18 protein-coding genes are annotated in these 18,831 nt (G+C 60.6%); 7 read left to right on the top strand and 11 right to left on the bottom strand.

Going from position 1 to position 18,831, the window contains the following annotated elements:
- The first annotated feature begins 372 nt into the window (after positions 1-372).
- Positions 373-762, top strand: coding sequence for a hypothetical protein (locus K5K95_RS32110; RefSeq protein ID WP_222587785.1), 390 nt, complete (start codon positions 373-375; stop codon positions 760-762).
- A gap of 34 nt (positions 763-796) precedes the next feature.
- Positions 797-1,699 carry an alpha/beta fold hydrolase gene (locus tag K5K95_RS32115; protein WP_222587786.1) on the top strand — a complete coding sequence of 301 codons (903 nt, stop codon included), beginning with the start codon at positions 797-799 and terminating at the stop codon, positions 1,697-1,699.
- On the opposite strand, the gene K5K95_RS32120 is transcribed toward K5K95_RS32115, so the two are convergent.
- A complete protein-coding gene (locus tag K5K95_RS32120; RefSeq protein ID WP_222587787.1) occupies positions 1,668-2,651 on the bottom strand; it encodes a GlxA family transcriptional regulator in 984 nt (327 codons plus the stop codon). The genes K5K95_RS32115 and K5K95_RS32120 overlap by 32 nt on opposite strands.
- A 91-nt stretch (positions 2,652-2,742) precedes the next feature.
- Between K5K95_RS32120 and inhA the strand changes: the two genes are divergently transcribed.
- A complete protein-coding gene (gene inhA / locus K5K95_RS32125) occupies positions 2,743-3,420 on the top strand; it encodes an isonitrile hydratase (RefSeq protein ID WP_222590492.1) in 678 nt (225 codons plus the stop codon).
- A gap of 585 nt (positions 3,421-4,005) precedes the next feature.
- On the opposite strand, the gene K5K95_RS32130 is transcribed toward inhA, so the two are convergent.
- A complete protein-coding gene (locus tag K5K95_RS32130) occupies positions 4,006-4,494 on the bottom strand; it encodes an SRPBCC family protein (RefSeq protein ID WP_222587788.1) in 489 nt (162 codons plus the stop codon).
- A gap of 213 nt (positions 4,495-4,707) precedes the next feature.
- On the opposite strand from K5K95_RS32130, the gene K5K95_RS32135 reads away from it, so the two are divergent.
- Both K5K95_RS32135 and K5K95_RS32140 read left to right on the top strand, forming a co-directional pair.
- Positions 4,708-5,106: a GFA family protein gene (locus tag K5K95_RS32135; RefSeq protein WP_222587789.1), complete on the top strand. Its 399-nt coding sequence runs from the start codon at positions 4,708-4,710 to the stop codon at positions 5,104-5,106.
- A gap of 62 nt (positions 5,107-5,168) precedes the next feature.
- Positions 5,169-5,570, top strand: a complete 402-nt coding sequence (locus K5K95_RS32140; RefSeq protein ID WP_222587790.1) for a lysozyme inhibitor LprI family protein — start codon at positions 5,169-5,171, stop codon at positions 5,568-5,570.
- 87 nt (positions 5,571-5,657) lie between these two features.
- On the opposite strand, the gene peaD is transcribed toward K5K95_RS32140, so the two are convergent.
- From peaD to peaA, 4 genes are all read right to left on the bottom strand, one after another.
- Entirely contained in the window at positions 5,658-6,776 is a 1,119-nt protein-coding gene (gene peaD, locus K5K95_RS32145) for a quinohemoprotein amine dehydrogenase subunit beta (RefSeq protein ID WP_222587791.1), read from the bottom strand.
- A gap of 25 nt (positions 6,777-6,801) precedes the next feature.
- Positions 6,802-7,125: a quinohemoprotein amine dehydrogenase subunit gamma gene (gene qhpC, locus K5K95_RS32150; protein WP_008145336.1), complete on the bottom strand. Its 324-nt coding sequence runs from the start codon at positions 7,123-7,125 to the stop codon at positions 6,802-6,804.
- A 1-nt stretch (position 7,126) separates the two neighbouring features.
- Positions 7,127-8,557 (bottom strand): quinohemoprotein amine dehydrogenase maturation protein, encoded by a 1,431-nt coding sequence (gene peaB / locus K5K95_RS32155; RefSeq protein WP_222587792.1) that lies wholly within the window; start codon positions 8,555-8,557, stop codon positions 7,127-7,129.
- 84 nt (positions 8,558-8,641) lie between these two features.
- Positions 8,642-10,222, bottom strand: a complete 1,581-nt coding sequence (gene peaA / locus K5K95_RS32160) for a quinohemoprotein amine dehydrogenase subunit alpha (RefSeq protein WP_222587793.1) — start codon at positions 10,220-10,222, stop codon at positions 8,642-8,644.
- Positions 10,223-10,569: 347 nt separating this feature from the next.
- On the opposite strand from peaA, the gene K5K95_RS32165 reads away from it, so the two are divergent.
- Positions 10,570-10,926: a hypothetical protein gene (locus K5K95_RS32165; RefSeq protein ID WP_222587794.1), complete on the top strand. Its 357-nt coding sequence runs from the start codon at positions 10,570-10,572 to the stop codon at positions 10,924-10,926.
- Positions 10,927-10,974: 48 nt separating this feature from the next.
- Here the strand turns inward: K5K95_RS32165 and K5K95_RS32170 are convergent, their stop codons facing one another.
- Positions 10,975-11,229 (bottom strand): DUF1652 domain-containing protein, encoded by a 255-nt coding sequence (locus tag K5K95_RS32170; protein ID WP_222587795.1) that lies wholly within the window; start codon positions 11,227-11,229, stop codon positions 10,975-10,977.
- Between the two features lie 274 nt (positions 11,230-11,503).
- On the opposite strand from K5K95_RS32170, the gene K5K95_RS32175 reads away from it, so the two are divergent.
- Entirely contained in the window at positions 11,504-12,994 is a 1,491-nt protein-coding gene (locus K5K95_RS32175) for an aldehyde dehydrogenase family protein (protein WP_222587796.1), read from the top strand.
- 126 nt (positions 12,995-13,120) lie between these two features.
- On the opposite strand, the gene K5K95_RS32180 is transcribed toward K5K95_RS32175, so the two are convergent.
- The 4 genes from K5K95_RS32180 to K5K95_RS32195 are packed head-to-tail and all read right to left on the bottom strand — an operon-like array spanning position 13,121 to position 18,696.
- Positions 13,121-14,410 carry a lycopene cyclase family protein gene (locus K5K95_RS32180; protein ID WP_222587797.1) on the bottom strand — a complete coding sequence of 430 codons (1,290 nt, stop codon included), beginning with the start codon at positions 14,408-14,410 and terminating at the stop codon, positions 13,121-13,123.
- The gene (locus K5K95_RS32185; RefSeq protein WP_222587798.1) at positions 14,407-15,084 is read right to left on the bottom strand and encodes a S8 family serine peptidase; all 678 of its coding nucleotides are present in this window, start codon (positions 15,082-15,084) and stop codon (positions 14,407-14,409) included. Before K5K95_RS32185 ends, K5K95_RS32180 begins: the two co-directional genes overlap by 4 nt.
- The gene (locus K5K95_RS32190; RefSeq protein ID WP_222587799.1) at positions 15,074-16,792 is read right to left on the bottom strand and encodes an ABC transporter ATP-binding protein; all 1,719 of its coding nucleotides are present in this window, start codon (positions 16,790-16,792) and stop codon (positions 15,074-15,076) included. Before K5K95_RS32190 ends, K5K95_RS32185 begins: the two co-directional genes overlap by 11 nt.
- A complete protein-coding gene (locus K5K95_RS32195) occupies positions 16,792-18,696 on the bottom strand; it encodes a sigma-54-dependent Fis family transcriptional regulator (RefSeq protein ID WP_222587800.1) in 1,905 nt (634 codons plus the stop codon). The genes K5K95_RS32190 and K5K95_RS32195 overlap by 1 nt, the downstream gene beginning before the upstream one ends.
- Positions 18,697-18,831 lie beyond the last annotated feature (135 nt).

An 18,831-nucleotide genomic window follows, 5' to 3' on the forward strand; every position in this document is an offset into this window, starting at 1 on the left:
TTCACGCCATAGATCCAATGTGGGAGTGAGCCTGCTCGCGATGGGGCCATCAGCCGCAACACAAGGCTGACTGAACAGCTCATCCGCAACCGACAGAGCCCGTCGGAAATCTCCCGTTTCAGAGTGCCGTTTGTAGGACCGCTACTTGGTCTCGGCACGCTTAAACACGGCCTGACCGAATAAACACGCCTAACCATGAAGCGCGCCGGCCATTCCCCTACATCGACTAAACAAACTTTGCTGTTTACCTGTCCGACAACCGGTTCCTACACCCGGAAATACCTTGTTGCCAGCTGTTACAACCCCACCTACCATCGACGGTCAACGGGTACAGCGGAGCTGTCCAACAAAACCCGAATTCAAGGAACCAGAATGACTCAACGCATCCACCGCCCCATCGACTCCCCCCTGCGTTCAGGCCTGAACCGCGATGAATTGTGGGAAGGCCCCGACAAAGGCCTGATCAAATGCTGGGAAATCGGCCGCCAACGTGCCGCCCGATTCCCCGACCTCTCCCAACGTTGTCTTGCCGGCGAGCTGCCGGTACTGGGATGGAAAGGTGGCGTCAGCCGCAGCCTGAAGAAACTCGAAAAGTACGGATCCCTCAAATACCTCGCACAGTGGCAGGGTTTGCGCGGGGAAGATCTGGATGTTGATCTGGATAACGAGCGCGCGCTGACCTGTTCACGGACCCGGATGGTGGTGACGTTTACGCCGGACCGGTCGAAGTACTTCAATCAGGTGGCGGAAACCGAAGCCTAGGCAGCGGCCCGAAACAGTCACGCGGGAGGGTTAAATGAACAACGACACGCAGGTGCATTTCGCCAAAACCGCGAGTCTGATGCTCGCCTACGAAGAACACGGCCCGACCACCGGCGAACCCGTGATCCTTCTCCATGGCTTCCCCTACTCCCCACGTGCCTACGATGAAATCGCTCCAGCGCTCGCCGCCGAGGGCTACCGCGTCATCGTCCCGTACCTGCGCGGTTACGGCCCGACCCGCTTCAACAGCCCCGAAACCCTGCGCTCCGGCCAGCAAGCCGCGCTCGCCCAGGATTTGCTCGACCTGATGGACGCGCTCGCCATCGCGCAGGCCGCGCTGTGCGGTTACGACTGGGGCGGTCGGGCGGCGTGCATTGTGGCGGCGTTGTGGCCGGAACGGGTTCGTTGCCTGGTGACTGGCGACGGTTACAACCTTCAGGACATCCCGAATTCGGTGCGACCGCTGGACCCGCAAACCGAGCATCGCCTCTGGTATCAGTACTACTTCCACACCCCGCGCGGGGTCGAAGGCCTGACGAACAATCGTCGTGCCTTGTGTGAGCTGCTCTGGAAATTGTGGTCACCCACCTGGGGCAACGGCCCCGGGTTATATCCGTTGAGTGCCCCGGCCTTTGAAAATCCGGACTTCGTCGACGTGGTGATTCACTCCTATCGCCACCGGTTCATGTACGCGCCCGGCGACCCGGCGCTGGAGTGGATGGAAGAGGCATTGACCCGACAACCGGCCATCCGCGTACCGACGATCTCATTGTGTGGCGCCGACGACGGGGTTGGCCCGGCGCCTGAAATAGACGAAGACGCCGAGCATTTCACCGGGCGCTATGAGCGAAGAGTGCTGGCGGGCGTGGGGCATGACATCCCCGAAGAAGCGCCTGAAGCGACGCTCAAGGCATTACTGGATCTGCTGAAGGGCTGACGGAAAACCGCTCGCGGTAGGCTTGTGGCGTCACGCCCATCCCGCGCAGGAAACTGCGGCGTAACGTCTCTTCGCTGCCGAATCCGCATTGCACGGCGATGCGTTTGATCGGCACGCCGGTGTCGCTGAGTAAACGGCGCGCTGTCTCTACACGGATCAGTTCAATGGCCCGGGCCGGGGTCTGGCCCGTGTCTGCGCGATAGTGACGCACGAAACTGCGTTCGCTCATGCCCGCCTGCAGCGCCAGGGTCGGAATGCCGAGGTCTTTGGTCAGATTTTCGCTGATCCAGGCGTGAAGCTCGTCGAACCGACTGCCTTCCTTTTGCAGGGACAAGGTCACGCTGAACTGCGACTGGCCACCCGGCCGCTTGAGAAAAACCACCAATTGTCGCGCGACTTCCAGGGCCATCGTGCGGCCGAGGTCTTCTTCGACCATCGCCAACGCCAGGTCGATGCCCGCGGTGACCCCGGCCGAGGTCCATACCGGGCCGTCGTTGATAAATATGGGATTGGGTTCGACTTGCAGTTGCGGATGCTTCTGCGCCAACTGCTCGCAGCGGGTCCAGTGGGTGACGACGCGCCGACCGTCGAGCCAGCCACTCGCCGCCAGCAAAAAGGCCCCGGTGCAGACTGACGAAACCCGCCGACAAGCCTTCGCGTGTTCTCGCACCCACGCTACCAACGGTGCGTCTTCCGCTGCGGCATACACGCCCCAGCCGCCCGCGATGATCAGGGTGTCGCTGCCTTGCTCGGGCAACGGTTCGGCCAGCAGCGCCAACCCCGCCGACGACATCACCGCCCCGCCGCCACTGGCAATCACTGTCGGTGCATAGGGCGGCGGCACACCGTGCTGGCGGGCGATGTCGTTGGCCGAGGCGAACACCTGCAACGGCCCGGTGACATCCAGCAATTGCACATTGGCGAACGCGAGCACATGAATGGTTTTCGGCATGATTGGCGTAATTCGTGGGGTGATTGGCGTATGCGCCAGATCCTACGAGCCTAAAGTGAAGTCGTCCACCCCACTTCATGAGAAAAACGCCATGACGTTGCAGATCGGTTTTCTGTTGTTTCCACAGGTTCAACAACTGGACCTCACTGGCCCCTACGACGTGCTGGCTTCACTGCCGGACGTGAAGGTGCATCTGATCTGGAAGGACCTGGTGCCGGTCACCGCGAGCACGGGGCTGGTGCTGAAACCGACCACGACCTTCGACGATTGCCCGGCGCTGGATGTGATCTGCATCCCCGGTGGCAGCGGCGTCGGACCGTTGATGGAAGATCAGCAGACGCTGGCCTTTATCAAGGCCCAGGCCGCGAATGCACGGTACGTCACGTCGGTTTGCACCGGGGCGCTGGTGCTCGGTGCGGCAGGTCTGCTCAAGGGTAAACGCGCGACCACTCACTGGGCTTATCACGAACTGTTGGCGCCGTTGGGGGCGATCCCGGTGAAGGATCGGGTGGTGCGCGATGGCAATCTGCTGACTGGCGGCGGGATTACCGCAGGGATCGACTTTGCCCTGACCCTGGCGGCCGAATTGTTCGATAAGGACACGGCCGAGCTGGTGCAGTTGCAGCTGGAATACGCGCCGGCACCACCGTTCCAGTCAGGCAGCCCTGACACAGCGCCGCCGAGCGTCCTGGCAGAAGCGCAACGCCGTGCGGCACCATCGCTCCAGCAACGGACGCAGATCACCGAGCGAGCAGCAGCCAGGCTGTAAGTCGTACTTTTTCACAGGCGAAAAAAAACCCGCCTAGGCGGGTTTCTCAAGACCATTTTCGACATCCTGTCGGCAGCCATCCTGGCCAATGGTCGATCATCCCTGATCCTGAGCACTCCCTGTGCTTCAGTTGATGGATCCAGAGTAACGGCATCGGTGAAGCTTAAAAAGACGACATACCCGTCAGCGGGTGTAAGCGTTTGACCACTGACGTCACAAATCGGCGCTGCTGAAGCTGTCGAAGGCAGTGGCAGGAGACTGTAGGTTTTCAGCAGACGAAAAAAAACCCGCCGAAGCGGGTTTCCCAAGACCATGTCGACTCCCTGTCGGCAGCGAATCCTTGCTAATGGTCGATCATCCATGATCCTGGAGCACTTCCTGTGCTTCAGTTGATGAGGCTAGATTACGCTTCGGATCCAATGTGCAATAGACGACATAGCTACCATCGCGCGTAAGACATTCGCTATAGCCACCCTTCCGTAAACCCTTAGACGCCTAAGGGATCAAGCAGCCAAGCCCCGGTTTTCCGCGGCCTGTAGCGGACTTTTCGCAGCCAGGGCAAACGCCAATCCATTGCCACCGCCATCACTCTTCCTGACGCTCGCGGGTCTTGGCGCTGGTCTTGAGAAACTCTTCGATATTGTTCATCTGCTCATCCCATCCACGGCTGTCCATGCGGAATGCCTTGAGCCTGCGGTGTTGCGGGATGTGATCGAAACCGGATTCGGTAACCGTCAGCAAGGTGCCATCGTTCATGTCTGTAAGCTCGAACTTCACCAAGGTAGTGGGTTCCTGGGAATAATCGACTTCCGGCTCCACCGCATAGGGGTGCCAGCGGAAGGAAAACACCCGCTCCGGCTCGACCCGCTCCACCAACACATTCCACAACAAATGCTCATAGCCGGGGTACGTGATCTGCCCCTGGGTCCATTCACCGGAAACAAAACGCTTGCCCTCCAGCGAAACGCCAAACCACTGCCCAAAGGCCTCGGCATTGGCCAGCACGCGCCATACCTTCGAACGCGGCACTTTGAGCAAAATCTTCCTTTCAATGCGATCTGATGCAGGGTTCATAAGCCACCTCCTGTACTGAACAGTAGGCCTGTAAGACCACAAGACCAACCTTAAAGTTGTATCAACGCAGAGTTGTTATCAAGCGTGCCTGTAATATTCGGCCGCATTTTTGATGCTAAGTTCTGGCGTGGAACGTCGTTCAATCACTGAAACTGCTAACGTGCACAGCGCCTTCATTTATACAAACAAGACTCACTGGACAGGATCCACGCGATGAAAAGCCTGCATGGCAGCTGTTTATGCAAAGCCATCGAGTACGAACTCGACAACCTCGACATGCCCATCAGCCACTGCCATTGCCAAGCCTGCCGGAAAGCACACTCAGCAGCATTTGCATCAACAGCCGGGGTGATGCGCGAACATTTTCGCTGGATCAAGGGCCAGCATCTGCTGAACAGCTATGAATCCTCGCCGGGCAAGCTGCGGCATTTCTGTTCGGTCTGCGGCTCACACTTGATGGCGGAGCGCCTGGCCCAGCCTCACGTCATCATTCGTGTGGCGACGCTGGATGATGATCCGGGCATGACGCCTCAAGCCCATATCTGGACTTCACATGACGTGCCGTGGCTTGAATATCAATCGATTCAAAAATACCCCGAATGGCAGGTGTAGATTCCCGGATATTCCAGGGCGCTACAATGCGCCCAACTTCCCATGTCACAGCGAGCCTCTCCATGCACCCACGCTTCCTTCTGGCGCTGACGCCATTGCTGCTTGCCAGCGTCGTCCATGCCGCAGACTGCGACAACGCCACTGATCAGGCCACGATGAACCAGTGTGCGGCGCAGCAGAACAAGGCGGCGGACAAGGAGTTGAATGCGCTTTACCAGCAGATTACCAACCGCTTGAAGAGCACTCCGGACAGCAAGAAGCTGCTGGTTGGCGCGCAGCGTTCATGGGTTGCGTTTCGGGATGCCGAGTGCAAGTTCTCGAGCGCCGGGGTCGAGGGCGGGAGTGCTTATCCGCTGATCTACAGCAACTGTGTCACCGAGCTGACCAAGGCACGGGTGCAGACTTTCAGGAATTACCTGAAATGTCAGGAGGGGGATTTGAGTTGCCCGGTGCCTGGGGCTTGATGCTCTAGTGACGTTGAGGGCCTCATCGTCGGATCGCCGCCCGAACCAGGCAGCGATCTGACGATGGCGTCAGTTCAGGCTCTGCAATTACCGGACAAAAATCTGCGCCGTGGTAATCGCCATATCGCCACCCGGCATCTTGATGCTGCCGATCTGCTTCAGGCTGTCGGCATCAAAGATCGCCACGTCATTGAACGTCCCCGCCAGGTAGATCTTGCTGCCGTCCTTGTTGAAGGAAATGCAGTAGTAGGAATGATCCAGCGTCGCGGACTGCAGCATTTTCTTCTCCTTGATGTCGTACTTGGCCAGACGGTTGAGCACGCCGTACATCAGGTTCGGGTCCTTGGGTGAGCGCATGCCGCTGAAATAGATTTCCGTCAGGGGGCCGAAGTCGGTGGTTTCGGTCTTGCCGGTTTTCAGGTCAATGCTGAACAGCCCGTACAGGTACTCGGCGGTCAATGGATCCTGCTTCTTGTCCTTGAATTTCGCGGTGGTGTAGAGCAGCGAGAAGTCATGGCGATAGGTCTGCTGGTTCCACACGTAGAGCACGTCCGGCGCGGCGTAGTTCGGGCGTTTCCAGTGACGGCTGGGGATCAGCACGTCGAACTTGCCGGTTTTCACGTCGACCTTGTAGACATCCGCCCCGGCCACGTACAGCGTGCCGTCATCACCGCTTTGCATGATGGTCAATTGCCGTGGCGCCGGGAAACTGCGCACGGGTTTGGCGTCCATGCCGGCATCGGTGGCGTACACATCGAGCCGTGGTTGTTGCACTTCATAACGGTCATTGAGCATCAACGTCGGGTTGGCGACGGTGAACAGCTCCTTGCCGTCATGGCTGAGGGTAAAGGCGAACATCGACTTCGCTTTCTCCCCAGGCTTCTGCGTGATACTGGCGTGGAATACCTGCTTGCAGCTGTCCAGCTCGACGCCGTAGACATCGGCGTAGTGGTTGTTCAACACGTAAGCAGTCTTGCGGTCCGGCGACAACTGGATGGTGCCGGGCCCGAAGGCGTCCGGCATCTTGCAAGTCTTGAATACGGTGTCGGTCGCCAGATCGATGACGTGCAGGTTGTTCGGGTAATTGGTGGTCAACATGTACTCGTGACCATCTTGTAGCGCAGTGTTTTCATCGGCCAGAACGTTGAACGAACAGACGCTCAGGACGGCAAATGCGGCCAGGCCGCAGGCTTTGATGCGATGCATGCTGGAATCCTTCTTCTCTGTCCGATCACTTGTCTTTTGGAAAGACAGTCCCGAGGTTGCGCCAGTTTTCGTTGGACGCCTGGGCATCCTTGTTCCAGTCCGGGTAGGTGCTCATCATGTCCGGCACCTGGGCCGGCCACCAGCACGGATCGGAGCAGCCATACAGGTCGGCTTCCATCGGCTGGCAGAGCGACGACACACCGCCAAAGGCGTCGATCTCCCAACCCGGGTCGGTGGTCGAGGCGCAGCCGGCGACGGAACTCATCGCCACCACTTCTTCAATGCGGTTTTCGGCCGCGGCCTCATCGAGTTTCAGCGCTTTATTATTGATTGCCTTGAGATGTTTCATATCAGTGAGCCTTGCGCGGAGTGATGTAGCTGCTGATAAACGCAGGGTTGTGGGCCATGATCCGGGTGTAGACCTCGATGCCGAAGTCGACCCAGTCACGCATCAGTTCGCAGTAGTGATAGGTCGGATGGGTCGGGTCGCCGTAACGGGCGTAGCTCTCGTGGTAGCAGCCGCCGGAGCAGAGATTGCGGATCTGGCAGTCTTCGCAGCCGGTGTTGGTGCGGTCCAGGCGTTGGGACAGGAAGTCGTTCAACTCCACTTGCTTCACGGCGGTGTGGACGTTGCCGAAGGTCGGCAGGCTCGATCCGGTGAAGCGGTGGCACAGGTTCAGTTCGCCCTTGTAATCCACCGCCAGCATTTTCAGGCCCGCGCCGCACGGCAGGGCTTTTTTATGGCCTTCGTGGATGTCGGTGATCAACTGGTGCAGGTTGGAGAAACCGATGTTGCGGTGCTCCAGCGCCGCCTCCAGATAACGTCGACCGAGCTTCTTCATGTTGGCGAAGACTTCGATCAGCTCGTCGCTGGAGAGGTTGAAGGTGCTGATGTCGCCGGAGGTCACCGGGGCAAACCCGACTTCGGCAAAACCCAGTTCGTTGAACAGGTGATCCCAGATGGTTTCGACGTCAGTGACGCCGGTGGTCAGGGTCACCCGCGCGCCGACCGGACGGCTGTTGTAGCGCGACAGCAACATCTCGGCCTTGCGCCGCACCACGTCATACGTGCCCTGCCCGCCCACGGTGATGCGGTTGCGGTCGTGCACGGTTTTCGGTCCGTCGATACTGACGGACAAACCGAAGCGGTGAGCGTTGAGGTAGTCCACGGTCTCTTCGGTGAGCAGCGTGGCGTTGGTGGTCATGACGAACTCGACGAACTTGCCCGCCTCGCGGAAACGCTTCTCGCAATAGTCGACCATGTACTCGATCAGCTTGCGATTGCTCAGCGGTTCACCACCGAAGAACACCACGGTGAAACGCTCTTCGTCCGGCGACTCGCGCAGCAGCATTTCCACCGAAGCGACCGCCGTTTCGATGTCCATTTTCTTGCCGGCCGACGGCTTGTCGAGGTCTTCCTTGTAGCAGTAGGTGCAGCTCAAATTGCAGCCGGTGTTGACGTTGAGCACCACGGTATTGATCGCGGTACGCTCGACCCGTTTGGTGCCGATGTCCGGCGTCAGCGGCGAGCCGTCGCTGACCAGCTCCAGGGACATCAACTCGCGCAGGGTCTCGGTGACTTCCTCACCGTTGAACCGTGAAGCCAGACGCTGGATCAGGTCCTCGGACGTACAGCCGGGACCGCGCAAGGTATCGATGATGGTGCCCGTCAGCTCATCGCTGGCGAACAGCGAACTGCTGGGGATGTGAAACAGCATGCGGTCGGCATCGACGTGCACTTCGTGCAGATTCCGCTCGACCAGATTCAAAATAGCGCCCATTGCAACCTCCTGTGCAAACCCCGTTTTGACGGGGCCTGCGGTCATTCCGAAAAGTGTCTGAAGCCTTGTTTTGAATCAGCCAACTCATGGAATGGGTGGATTGTTCCAGCGTTGCACGGTGACGATCATGTGGCCTTCGCCGGTCAGGGATTTCCCTGCGTCGTCGACGGCGGCAATCACCTTGAGGTTGCCGGCATTGTTGGTGGACATTTTGCGTTGCGGATTCGGCCCGGCATCCCCTGGAGTGAACACGCCGCTGTCGGCCTGCATGGTGCCGGCGAACTTGACGTCCTCGTCTTCCTTGGCGCGGTCGTCGAAGGCTTCGACCTTCCATTGCGCCGGGAACACACCGATGCGATACGGTTTGCCATCAGCACCCTTGCCCCAGGCTTCCGCATCGAAACGGCCCTGGACTTTCGGCGTCGAACCACCGCCCTCGCCGATCCGCGCCACCGAGAACGCAGGCACGACTTTGACTTCGGCGATTGAGTTGTAGACCGACAGGGTCGGGCCTTTCAGGGTGCCGACGGTGACCGCGCGTAGACCCGGCTGGGCATTGGCCGCAGCCTCGAGTTTGACTCTGATCCGCTGCGGGCTCTGCTCGACGACTTCGACCACGTCCACACCTTTCCCGAAGTTCGGTTTGCCGGTGAGACCGCTGCCGACAAGCGTGACTTCAGTTTCGGCACCCGCCTTGAGATAACCCGGTTGCACCGCCAGCAAACGACTGCTGCCCTGCTTGGCGGCGACAAAGTCCAGACCGCGCTCATCATGCTCGGCTTCGAACATCCGGCCTTGCATGGCATTGCCTTGGGCGGCGAACACCTGGCGCATGGTCACGCCATCGATGGTCACGTTGCCGCGCCATTCGTAGCCGGTGTAGAGAATCGCGCTGCCATCGCCATTGAACGGGCTGCCATCGGCGTATTGGCCTTTGACGCTGACCTTGAATGTGTCACTGCCATCGGCCGTGACGCTCATCACGCCGGCCAGTTCACCCTTGCCGGGCAAGTGACCGCTGAAGCTCCAGCCGCCCACCAGCGTTTCAGCTTTCGGCGCTGTACTGAGCCATTTTTTCCAGGCCGGGTTGTCCAGCGGATAACGCTTGGCCAGCAGCGGCACCATGTCCTTGCGGGCAATGTCGAACCAGTCGCGATCCCGGGCCAGTGCCTGGTATTCGAGGGACGGCCATTGGCCAAGGTGGAAGTTCACCAGACGTTCCCATTCCTGGGCCGGACGGCGTTGCAGGGCCACCCGCGCACCGGAGTGGCAGCGACCGCACATCTGGCTGGTCTGGTCGTCAAACTTCTCGACGGTATTGAGTCGACGTTCCAGCGCATAACGCACGCCGTCTGTCTCGCTGGGCGCCAGGCCCTGGGTGTCGGCCAGGTATTTCACCAGGGTTCGGCGGTCGTCATCGCTGATCTGCAAACCGTGCATGGTCTGCATCCGGGCGATGCTCATCAGCCAACCTTCCGGGGTCTTGCGTTGGTGGCTGATGCGGCTCAGGGCGTTATCAGCTTCGGGGGTGTGACAGCCCTGACAGGTTTCCTTGAGGATGGTCTGGGCGTCACGGGCGGCCAGGCTGTAAGGCGAATGCAGCGCTACACAAGCGGCCACGGCCAGCAGACTGGCACTCAGGCCTGATCGGAGTCTTCTCTTCATCAACGTCGAACCTCGCACGGTGCTTTCTTATTTTTGTGGCTTATCGTTTTTTTTGGTTTCTACCGTCGGCGGCGCACCGCTGACGGAGGCAAGAGAAACGTCTGCGATGAGCAATACACGGAGCGTGCCAGCTTGCCGATACCTTTTTAAATCAAGCCTTTAGGTCAATACGAGGGTCGCGATTTGCGTCCAGGCGAGTTCGCCTGCGTCTAATATCGCGACACTTGTTTCAGTCTGAGACAAAGCATAGTTGGCCAGACTGGAACAGTTCATCGGTCGACGATTGACGGCCATTCCCTGCGGGAGCGAAATGGGTGTTCACCGATTGCCAATCAGGGGATAACAAAATGGCAAGCATCACTGTCCTGGCGGGGGACTTTCTGCAGGGTGATGGAGAGTACAGAGATGGCGTTTTCACCCTCAGGACGTCGCTTCACCCGTGGCCCGGCATCACCCTCCCGCTCTCAGCGTTCAAGTGTGTAGAAGTGGCCAACGAGGATTCGATCAACAACATCAAGGATGCCATCGGCTTCGGCGTGGCGGGCGCGATGTTGCTGGGCCCTATCGGCGCAATTGCCGGTTTCATGTTGGCGGGCAAGGAGACCGAAGTGACTTTTCTGGCGACGCTCAAGGACGGCAGAAAACTCCTCGCCGCCGTAGATGGCAACACATTCGAAGAATTTTCTCGCAAAATTCCCACCTGAACCGTCGGCTCGCGCCGCACCACTTCGGTGGTGCGGCGTGACGGCGGTTCAGCTGATGAACGTTGGATGAATGCCTTTGTGGGCTTCTATTTCGTGCCGCATATCCGCCACCAGCGAGGCGATTGCGTGAGGGCTGTCCAGTGTCCACAGGGGCACGTGGGTCGCCACCAGATCCACTTTTCCCGTTACGCAGTCGCAAACCCGTATGGTCAGGGACTGGTCTGCCTCCATGCTGCACGTGCAGACGGCGGGCAGCATTTTTTGTTCGATGATGCTTTGAATTTCCAAGGCTGAAAGGAACATCACTACCTCCCTCACACCAGATGTGTGGCCGGATGAACGGTCCGTCGCGTCATCCACCGAGCCACAAAATTCTAGTCCCCAATAGTCAGTGTCTCAAGTTCGCAACAGGTTGCTCGTCGTCTCATCGTTGTCGCAATTTGCAACAACCCACCGGCGCCCGCCGTTTCGATTGAGTATTCGCAAACCGCGCCGACCAAGGGCGGGGCTGCGTTTCCTGGCACTTGGCACAGCCATTGCGAAAGCCCGGTTCTCATGAATAACAAGAGGCCTCGCCATGACGCTCCCTTATCTGCTTCCCGCCACTTCGGCATTCATCCAGCGCGTCCCGCGCATGCTTATCGGCGGTGACTGGGTCGAGGCCGCCGACGGCCAGACCATGCCCCTGCACAACCCGGCCACCGGTGAAGTGCTGTGCGTGGTGCCACGGGCCACACCGGAAGATGTCGACCGCGCGGTGCTTGCTGCCCGTCAGGCCTTTGATGATTCCACCTGGACCCGCACTCGCCCCCGTGAGCGGCAGAACCTGTTGTGGAAACTCGCCGACCTGATGGAACGCGACGCCGAACTGCTGGCGCAACTGGAATGCCTGAACAACGGCAAAAGCGCAGCGGTGGCCCAAGTGATGGATGTGCAATTGTCCATCGACTTCCTGCGCTACATGGCGGGTTGGGCGACCAAGATCGAAGGTTCCAGCGTTGAAGTGTCATTGCCGCTGATGCCCAACGATCAGTTCCACAGCTTCATTCGCCGTGAAGCGGTGGGCGTGGTCGGCGCCATCGTCGCCTGGAACTTCCCGCTGCTGCTGGCCTGCTGGAAACTCGGCCCGGCCCTGGCCACCGGTTGCACAGTGGTGCTCAAACCCGCCGACGAAACGCCGCTGACCGCCCTGAAACTCGCCGAACTGGTGCTGGAAGCCGGCTACCCCGAAGGCGTGTTCAACGTGGTCACCGGCACTGGCATCACCGCCGGATCGGCACTGACCCACAATCCGCTGGTGGATAAGCTGACCTTCACCGGCTCCACCGCTGTGGGCAAGCAGATCGGCAAGATCGCCATGGACTCCATGACCCGGGTCACCCTGGAGCTGGGTGGCAAATCACCGACCATCGTCATGGGCGACGCCGACCTGAAATCCGCCGCAGCCGGTGCCGCCAGCGCGATTTTCTTCAATCAGGGCCAGGTCTGCTGCGCAGGGTCGCGGCTGTATGTGCAGCGCAAGCATTTCGACAACGTGGTGGCGGACATCGCCGACATTGCCAACGCCATGAAGCTTGGCAATGGCCTGGACCCCAGCGTCGAGATGGGCCCACTGATCTCCGCGCGTCAGCAGGAACGGGTTTACGGCTATATCGAAAAGGGCCGGGAAAGTGGTGCGACCATCGCGTGCGGCGGCGAGCAGTTCGGCCCGGGTTTTTTCGTCAAGCCAACGGTGATTGTCGACGTCGACCAGAAGCATTCGCTGGTGCAGGAAGAGATCTTCGGGCCGGTGCTGGTAGCGATTCCGTTTGATGACGAAGCCGATGTCTTGCGCATGGCCAATGACAGCCCTTATGGACTGGGGGCAAGCATTTGGTCCAATGACCTGGCGGCGGTGCACCGGATGATTCCGCGGATCAAGTCAGGCTCGGTATGGGTCAATTGCCACAGCGCCCTGGACCCGGCACTGCCGTTTGGCGGCTACAAAATGTCCGGGGTTGGGCGTGAGATGGGGTATGCGGCGATTGAGCATTACACCGAGTTGAAGTCGGTGTTGATCAAGTTGTAATACACAGATCGTTCCCACGCTCTGCGTGGGAATGCATCCCGTGACGCTCCGCGTCACATCTCGAAGCGGAACGCGGAGCGTCCCTGGCGGCATTCCCACGCAGAGCGTGGGAACGATCAGCCTGTGTCAGGGCTTGAATCCTTGTGACAGTAACCAACTGCGAACCATCCTGCCCTGCTCCACCGTCAACCCGGCCAACGCCTGTTCAGCCGGCTCGGTTTGTAAGCGCCGCACCACCGGCGCCAGTTCAACCCCCTGCACATGCCAGATTCCCAACGGCTGATCCGCGGTGATCACCACGTCGTTTTCATCCACATAACCGTCCTTCAACACCGGTGCCCGCTCGATTCTCAGCGCCTGAAAGTCCGGCTCGGCGTGCGCCGGTTGAGCATCCGGCCACTGCCGGCGTGCCTTCCAGAACGGCTGCTCCAGCCAGCGCTGCTCATCGGCATAAAAATCCCGCCCGATCCGCGCAAAACGCCAAAACAACTGTTCCACTCGCGCCTGATGAAAGCGCTGCGCCAGTGCAGCTCGCTCAGGTTTACGCAACAACGTGTTGATCACGGTCGGCGCCTGCAATGCCGAGGACAGTGACTGGAAAATGCCGTTGCCCGACAGCGGGTCCACCGCCATCGCCGCATCGCCGACCCGAATCCAGTTATCGCCACACACCTGCGAACTCAAAATTGCCGTACTGCTGCGCGCATGCAGTTGCAGATCGACTTCCGGCACCAGACCGAAAAACTCACGCGCCAATGCCGAGCCATGACGTCGTTGACGGCAGTAATCGAGCAATTGCGCCTTGCCCGGCAATTGAGCACTGGCCACGTCCACGGTCCATTGCCAATAACACTGCCCATCAGCCCGTCGCGCCATCCAGGCCCAGCCGTCCTCAAGGCTTTCCACGGCACTGGCGGTAATGCCCGGCGTACCTTGCCAGCGATTGAGCAGGCTGACCGTCTCCGGCCCACGCAGGCCTTTGCCGAGTGCAGGCGCCTGACGTCCACGGGCCTCCACCAGAAAATCCGCCAGCAACGCTTCGCGCCCTTCCAGCTCGATGCGATGCCCCGCCGCCAAAGCCTGAACACTCAGCACCCGACCCTCGATGAGTTCAACGCCCGCCCGTCGCAGATCCTCGCGCAGGCCTTGGTCGAAGCGTGGGCGATCCACCAGAAATTCCACGTTCTGCGCATGCTGCTGGCCGTTCCACGCGACCTGCCGCTGGGACGGTAACGTTGCGTCCGCCAGCGCCTGATGCAGACCTGCGCCGCGCAAGGCATCCAACACACGGACCGACACGCCTTCGAGTGCCGCGAACCGGCGCCACTCGCTGACCAGCGTCACCGCATAACCCAGCGCTCGTAAACCCAAGGCAACCGCAGCCCCTGCCGGCCCCGCGCCAAGAATCACGATCATGGCCCGACGCGCCGTTCGGGGCCGCGATACCGGGCGTGCTCACGCAACCACTCGATGACGTGCTGGTTGTTCGCGTCGGGGTGCGCCGCCAGAAAACCCGCAATATGCCCACTCAACGCCGCACACCCCAGGCTCGCGCCCGACTGCCCCGGATACGTCCCGTGCACGCACGCGGCGAAATCCGCCTGAGCGCTGTTGAGCCACGACCATTCATGCTCGGCGCAACGCGCATCGCCAGTGACCCGCAGCACTTGTGGATAATTTGCCGGAAACACGCCCTCGCCCTGCGCCGGGCTGGAAGCGCACAGCAAAATGCCTCGGGCCACGGCGGCCGCGCAGGCTTCGCGCAGCAGGCTTCGATCTTGTCGCAAACCAAGGCTCAAATTGATCAACCGCACCTCTTGAGCCACTAGCCAGTCGATGGCCGTGGCGATCTGCAAGGCACTGGTGACGCCACGCTGATCGAACACCTGCCCCACACAAAAAACGGCCGAAGGCGCCCGCCGACTGATGGCCTCGATCACCGCGCTGCCGTGGCCCAGCGGATCGTCGCGCAAGTCGCTTTCGGCCAATCCATCCTCAAGCAATGAGAACCGCCGTCCAGCGATCACCTGCACCCGTTGCGCCGCCGAATGGCCGCTGTCGACGACGCCAATCCTCAGCTCAGGCTTCATGCAGCACCGTTTTTGAAGTGAGCACGCCGTCGAGCAACTCAAAGCGCAAATCGGCATCGGCCAGGGTTGAAGGGCGATGACTGATCAGGATCCGCGTGCGCCCGGCAAACAGTCGATCGATGGCCTCGATGACTTCACGCTCGGTGGCTTCATCCACCGCCGAGGTCGCTTCGTCCAGCACCAGAATCAGCGGGTCCTGCAGCAGCGCCCGGGCAATGGCGATGCGCTGTTTCTGCCCGCCGGACAACTGCTGACCGCGCTCGCCCAGCGGGCTGTCGAGGCCCTCGGGCAAGGATTCGATCAGGCTGTCCAGTTGCGCCAGTCGTGCGACTTCGGCAATGGCTTCACGGCTGGCGTCCGGCACGGCATAAGCAAGGTTGTCGGCGAGGCTGCCGCGAAACAACACGATGTCCTGACTGACCACGGCAATCCGCCGACGCAACTGGAACAGGTCCAGTTCGCGCAGATCCACCTCACCCAGCAACACCCGGCCGGATTGAGGATCATGGTGGCGTTGCAGCAGATCGATCAGGGTTGATTTGCCGACACCGGAGCCGCCGCTCAGGGCGACTTTCAAACCATAGGGGATTCGCGCTTCGATACCGCGCAACGTCGTCGGGCGACCGGGATGGCCGAAGTGCACGGCGTCAAAACGCAGTTCACCCGAGGCCGGCATCGGCTTGGGTTCGACGGGTGTGAGGACAGTCGGTTCTTCGCCACGCAACTCCATCACGCGACCGAGGCTGACTGTCATCCGCTGAATCGCGACGTACAGTCCAAGCAAGCTCTGAACCGGCCCGACCGCCATCCCCAAGTAGGTGGAAAACGCGATCAGGGCGCCCAATTGCCAAGTCCCCTGCACCACCCAATAACCACCGATCAAAAACGCACAGGCCCGAGACAACGACGTCAGCGTGCCCGGCACGGCCTGAGTGAAGAACTCGGTGACTTGCAGGCGCAACAACTGGCTCATGTAGCCTTGGCCGAGGCGTTCCAGCCGGCGCGATTCACGCTGTTGCTGGCCGGCGGATTGAATGAATTTCATCACTGGCAAAGTCTCGACCATGAACGAGGACATGTCCGCCGAACGCTCGCGCAGCTGCCGCACATCGCGCTCGACCTTGCGCCGCATCCAGCGCAGCCAGAGCACGTCGAGTGGAATTAGCACCAACGCCAGCAGCGAGAGTTTCCACGACAGGGTCAACAACATCGCCACCGCGCAAACCAGACCGATCACGCTCGACACCGCCGAGAACAGCGAGTCGACGGCAAAGCGCTGGATCTCCGCAACATCACCATCCAGGCGCGACATCAAATCACCGATGCGCCGCTGCCCGTAGAAACTCGGCGAGAGGGTTTGCAGATGCCGATAAAGGTCGTCCCGCAGGGCGAACAGAATCCGCCCCGACAAGCGCGTGTGCAGGTAACGATTGATCCCCGACAGCGCCGTGCCCAGCAGCCCGGCGACAATCATCAATCCGGCAATCAGCACCAGCTTCGGAAAGTTGCGCGCCAGCAAGCCATCGTCGATCAGCAGCTTGGTCAGCCACGGTTGCACCAGCACCAGCAACGAAGCGCAGACCGACAGCCCGAGCAGCCCGGCAATCGCCAGACGATGCGGTCGCACAAAGCTGTAGAGCCAGCGCAACGCCGATTGCAGGGCTTCGGGGTTCTGGCTGTCGATCAGCCGCACGATCAGGCGCTGCATCACGAGCGCAACTGTTTGAGCTTGCGATACAGGGTCGCACGGCTGATGCCCAAGGCATCGGCGGCGGCCGAGACGTTGCCCTGATGGCTGTCCAGGGACTGGCGAATCAACTCCAGTTCGTTTTCGCGAATGCTCCCCGACGATGGCCGTTCGGTCGCGGACAATTCGTCGAGCATGCTGTCGGGCAGGTGGTCGAGGGTCAGCACCGTGTCTCCCGGCTCGCGCATGGCCAGCGCGGTGCGCAACACCATTTCCAGTTGGCGGATGTTGCCCGGCCAGTGATAGCCGCCGAGCAAGCGGTTCAAGTCGTCATGCAGAAGGACGCCCGGCGCGTTGAGTTTGGCCAGCAGTCGCGTGACCAGGCCACTGAAATCCTCACGCTCACGCAAGGCCGGGAGCATCACGCTGATGCCGTTGACCCGGTAGAACAGGTCTTCGCGAAAGTGTTTTTCTTCGACCAGACGCTTGAGGTCGCGGTGGGTGGCGCAGATCAGCGCGACGTCGATGTCTTGTTCTTCGCCAGCGCCCAGCGGTGCCACTTTACGGTCCTGCAATACCCGCAGCAGGCGTGCCTGCAAGGCCAGCGGCATGTCGCCGATTTCGTCGAGGAACAAGGTGCCGCCGTGGGCCTGTTGCAGGCGACCGATCATGCCGCCTCGACGCGATCCGGTGAACGCGCCTTCGCGGTAGCCGAACAGCTCCGACTCGATCAGGCCTTCTGGAATCGCTGCGCAGTTCACCGCAACGAAAGGTTTGTCGCAGCGACTGCCGGCCATGTGCAAGGCACGGGCAATCACTTCTTTACCGGTGCCGGTTTCACCCAGCAGCAACACCGGCAGCTCATTGGCCAGGCCTTGGCGGGCCATGCGCAGGGCGCGGGCATAACGCACATTGCTGCCGGCCAAGGCTTCGAGATCCGGTGGTGGCTTGACCGTTTTGGCCGTGCTGCGCGGCGGTGTGCTGACGTTGATCGAGCGCTGCGGCGCACGCAGGGCCTTGTAGAAGAATTCACCTTTGGCGGTCTGCAAACTGCCGACGCCACCCTGATGCAGCCGCGACAGCAGTTGCAAGCCGTCGACGCCCAGAAACTCTTCGCAACGCCGCCCCACCAGCGCTGAACGCTCGGCGTGCAGCAACTGGCAGGCCTGGACGCTGACTGCGAGGATCTGCCCGCCAAGGCTCACCGCCAACAGGCCCTGCCAAGGCGATTCCAGGTATTGCCGACGACTGTGGAAAGCCAGGACGATATCGTTCGGATAACTGGCGTTGAACACGCGGCTTTCGATCTGGCTGACGGCCATGGACAACAACGCGGTGCTGTCATGAACGCGGCCGAGCGGGCCCTCGCGAGTCAAATCGAGCACGCCGAGGATGTCGCCCTGAGGGCAATAAATTGGCACCGAGGTGCAGGAAAAATCGGTCAAGCGATCAAGGTAGTGTTCGCCGCAATCAATCATCGTCGGCCGCGACTCGACCAACGCGGTGCCCAGGGCGTTGGTGCCGCGAGCCGCTTCGCTCCAGCAGGCGCCAAGGGTGATGTCTTGCAGACCGCTGCCCTTGAGTCGATCGGCGCGACCTTCGACGGCGAGAATGGTGGCATCGGAATTGGCGAGGATGATCAGGCCTTCCTTGCCTTGGCGTTCGGCCAGGTAATCGATTGCCGGCAAGGCCGCGTCGATCAGCAAGCGATTGCTCGCCAGCAGGACGTCGAGGCTGGCGCCCGACTCCAGCGCCAGTTCGTACTTGCCATTGAAATGCACGCCGTGACTGAGGCTGCGCCGCCACGAGGCATCGATTTCCGCGCGCAACACGCCATCGGGGACTTCGCCCTCCAGATGGAGCTTTTCCCGGGCCAGCCGGGCTTCGCGGTGCAGCTTGGGTGGAGTTGTTTTTATTAGCGTCATCAAAGCGCTCCGGATCGGTCCGCCCTGCGCTTTTTTTAAGTTCAGCGCCCTGCCGCAATCTTTACGTTAACGTAAGGGCGATGGCAAGTGCCTTACGGCGTTTGTGGTTTATTCGCAGGACAGAGTAATCGTTCA

Origin of the sequence: Pseudomonas sp. DR48 (assembly GCF_019823085.1) — a bacterium.
Taxonomy (GTDB): Bacteria; Pseudomonadota; Gammaproteobacteria; order Pseudomonadales; family Pseudomonadaceae; genus Aquipseudomonas.

Bases quoted from the DNA above. Each gene is read 5' to 3' on its own strand.
- K5K95_RS32175 (WP_222587796.1), top strand. From the start codon at position 11,504: ATGACGCTCCCTTATCTGCTTCCCGCCACTTCGGCATTCATCCAGCGC.
- K5K95_RS32135 (WP_222587789.1), top strand. From the start codon at position 4,708: ATGAAAAGCCTGCATGGCAGCTGTTTATGCAAAGCCATCGAGTACGAA.
- K5K95_RS32120 (WP_222587787.1), bottom strand. From the start codon at position 2,651: ATGCCGAAAACCATTCATGTGCTCGCGTTCGCCAATGTGCAATTGCTG.
- peaB (WP_222587792.1), bottom strand. From the start codon at position 8,557: ATGGGCGCTATTTTGAATCTGGTCGAGCGGAATCTGCACGAAGTGCAC.
- K5K95_RS32110 (WP_222587785.1), top strand. From the start codon at position 373: ATGACTCAACGCATCCACCGCCCCATCGACTCCCCCCTGCGTTCAGGC.
- peaA (WP_222587793.1), bottom strand. From the start codon at position 10,222: ATGAAGAGAAGACTCCGATCAGGCCTGAGTGCCAGTCTGCTGGCCGTG.
- K5K95_RS32170 (WP_222587795.1), bottom strand. From the start codon at position 11,229: ATGTTCCTTTCAGCCTTGGAAATTCAAAGCATCATCGAACAAAAAATG.
- K5K95_RS32190 (WP_222587799.1), bottom strand. From the start codon at position 16,792: ATGCAGCGCCTGATCGTGCGGCTGATCGACAGCCAGAACCCCGAAGCC.
- K5K95_RS32165 (WP_222587794.1), top strand. From the start codon at position 10,570: ATGGCAAGCATCACTGTCCTGGCGGGGGACTTTCTGCAGGGTGATGGA.
- K5K95_RS32195 (WP_222587800.1), bottom strand. From the start codon at position 18,696: ATGACGCTAATAAAAACAACTCCACCCAAGCTGCACCGCGAAGCCCGG.
- peaD (WP_222587791.1), bottom strand. From the start codon at position 6,776: ATGCATCGCATCAAAGCCTGCGGCCTGGCCGCATTTGCCGTCCTGAGC.
- K5K95_RS32180 (WP_222587797.1), bottom strand. From the start codon at position 14,410: ATGATCGTGATTCTTGGCGCGGGGCCGGCAGGGGCTGCGGTTGCCTTG.
- K5K95_RS32115 (WP_222587786.1), top strand. From the start codon at position 797: ATGAACAACGACACGCAGGTGCATTTCGCCAAAACCGCGAGTCTGATG.
- K5K95_RS32185 (WP_222587798.1), bottom strand. From the start codon at position 15,084: ATGAAGCCTGAGCTGAGGATTGGCGTCGTCGACAGCGGCCATTCGGCG.
- qhpC (WP_008145336.1), bottom strand. From the start codon at position 7,125: ATGAAACATCTCAAGGCAATCAATAATAAAGCGCTGAAACTCGATGAG.
- inhA (WP_222590492.1), top strand. From the start codon at position 2,743: ATGACGTTGCAGATCGGTTTTCTGTTGTTTCCACAGGTTCAACAACTG.
- K5K95_RS32140 (WP_222587790.1), top strand. From the start codon at position 5,169: ATGCACCCACGCTTCCTTCTGGCGCTGACGCCATTGCTGCTTGCCAGC.
- K5K95_RS32130 (WP_222587788.1), bottom strand. From the start codon at position 4,494: ATGAACCCTGCATCAGATCGCATTGAAAGGAAGATTTTGCTCAAAGTG.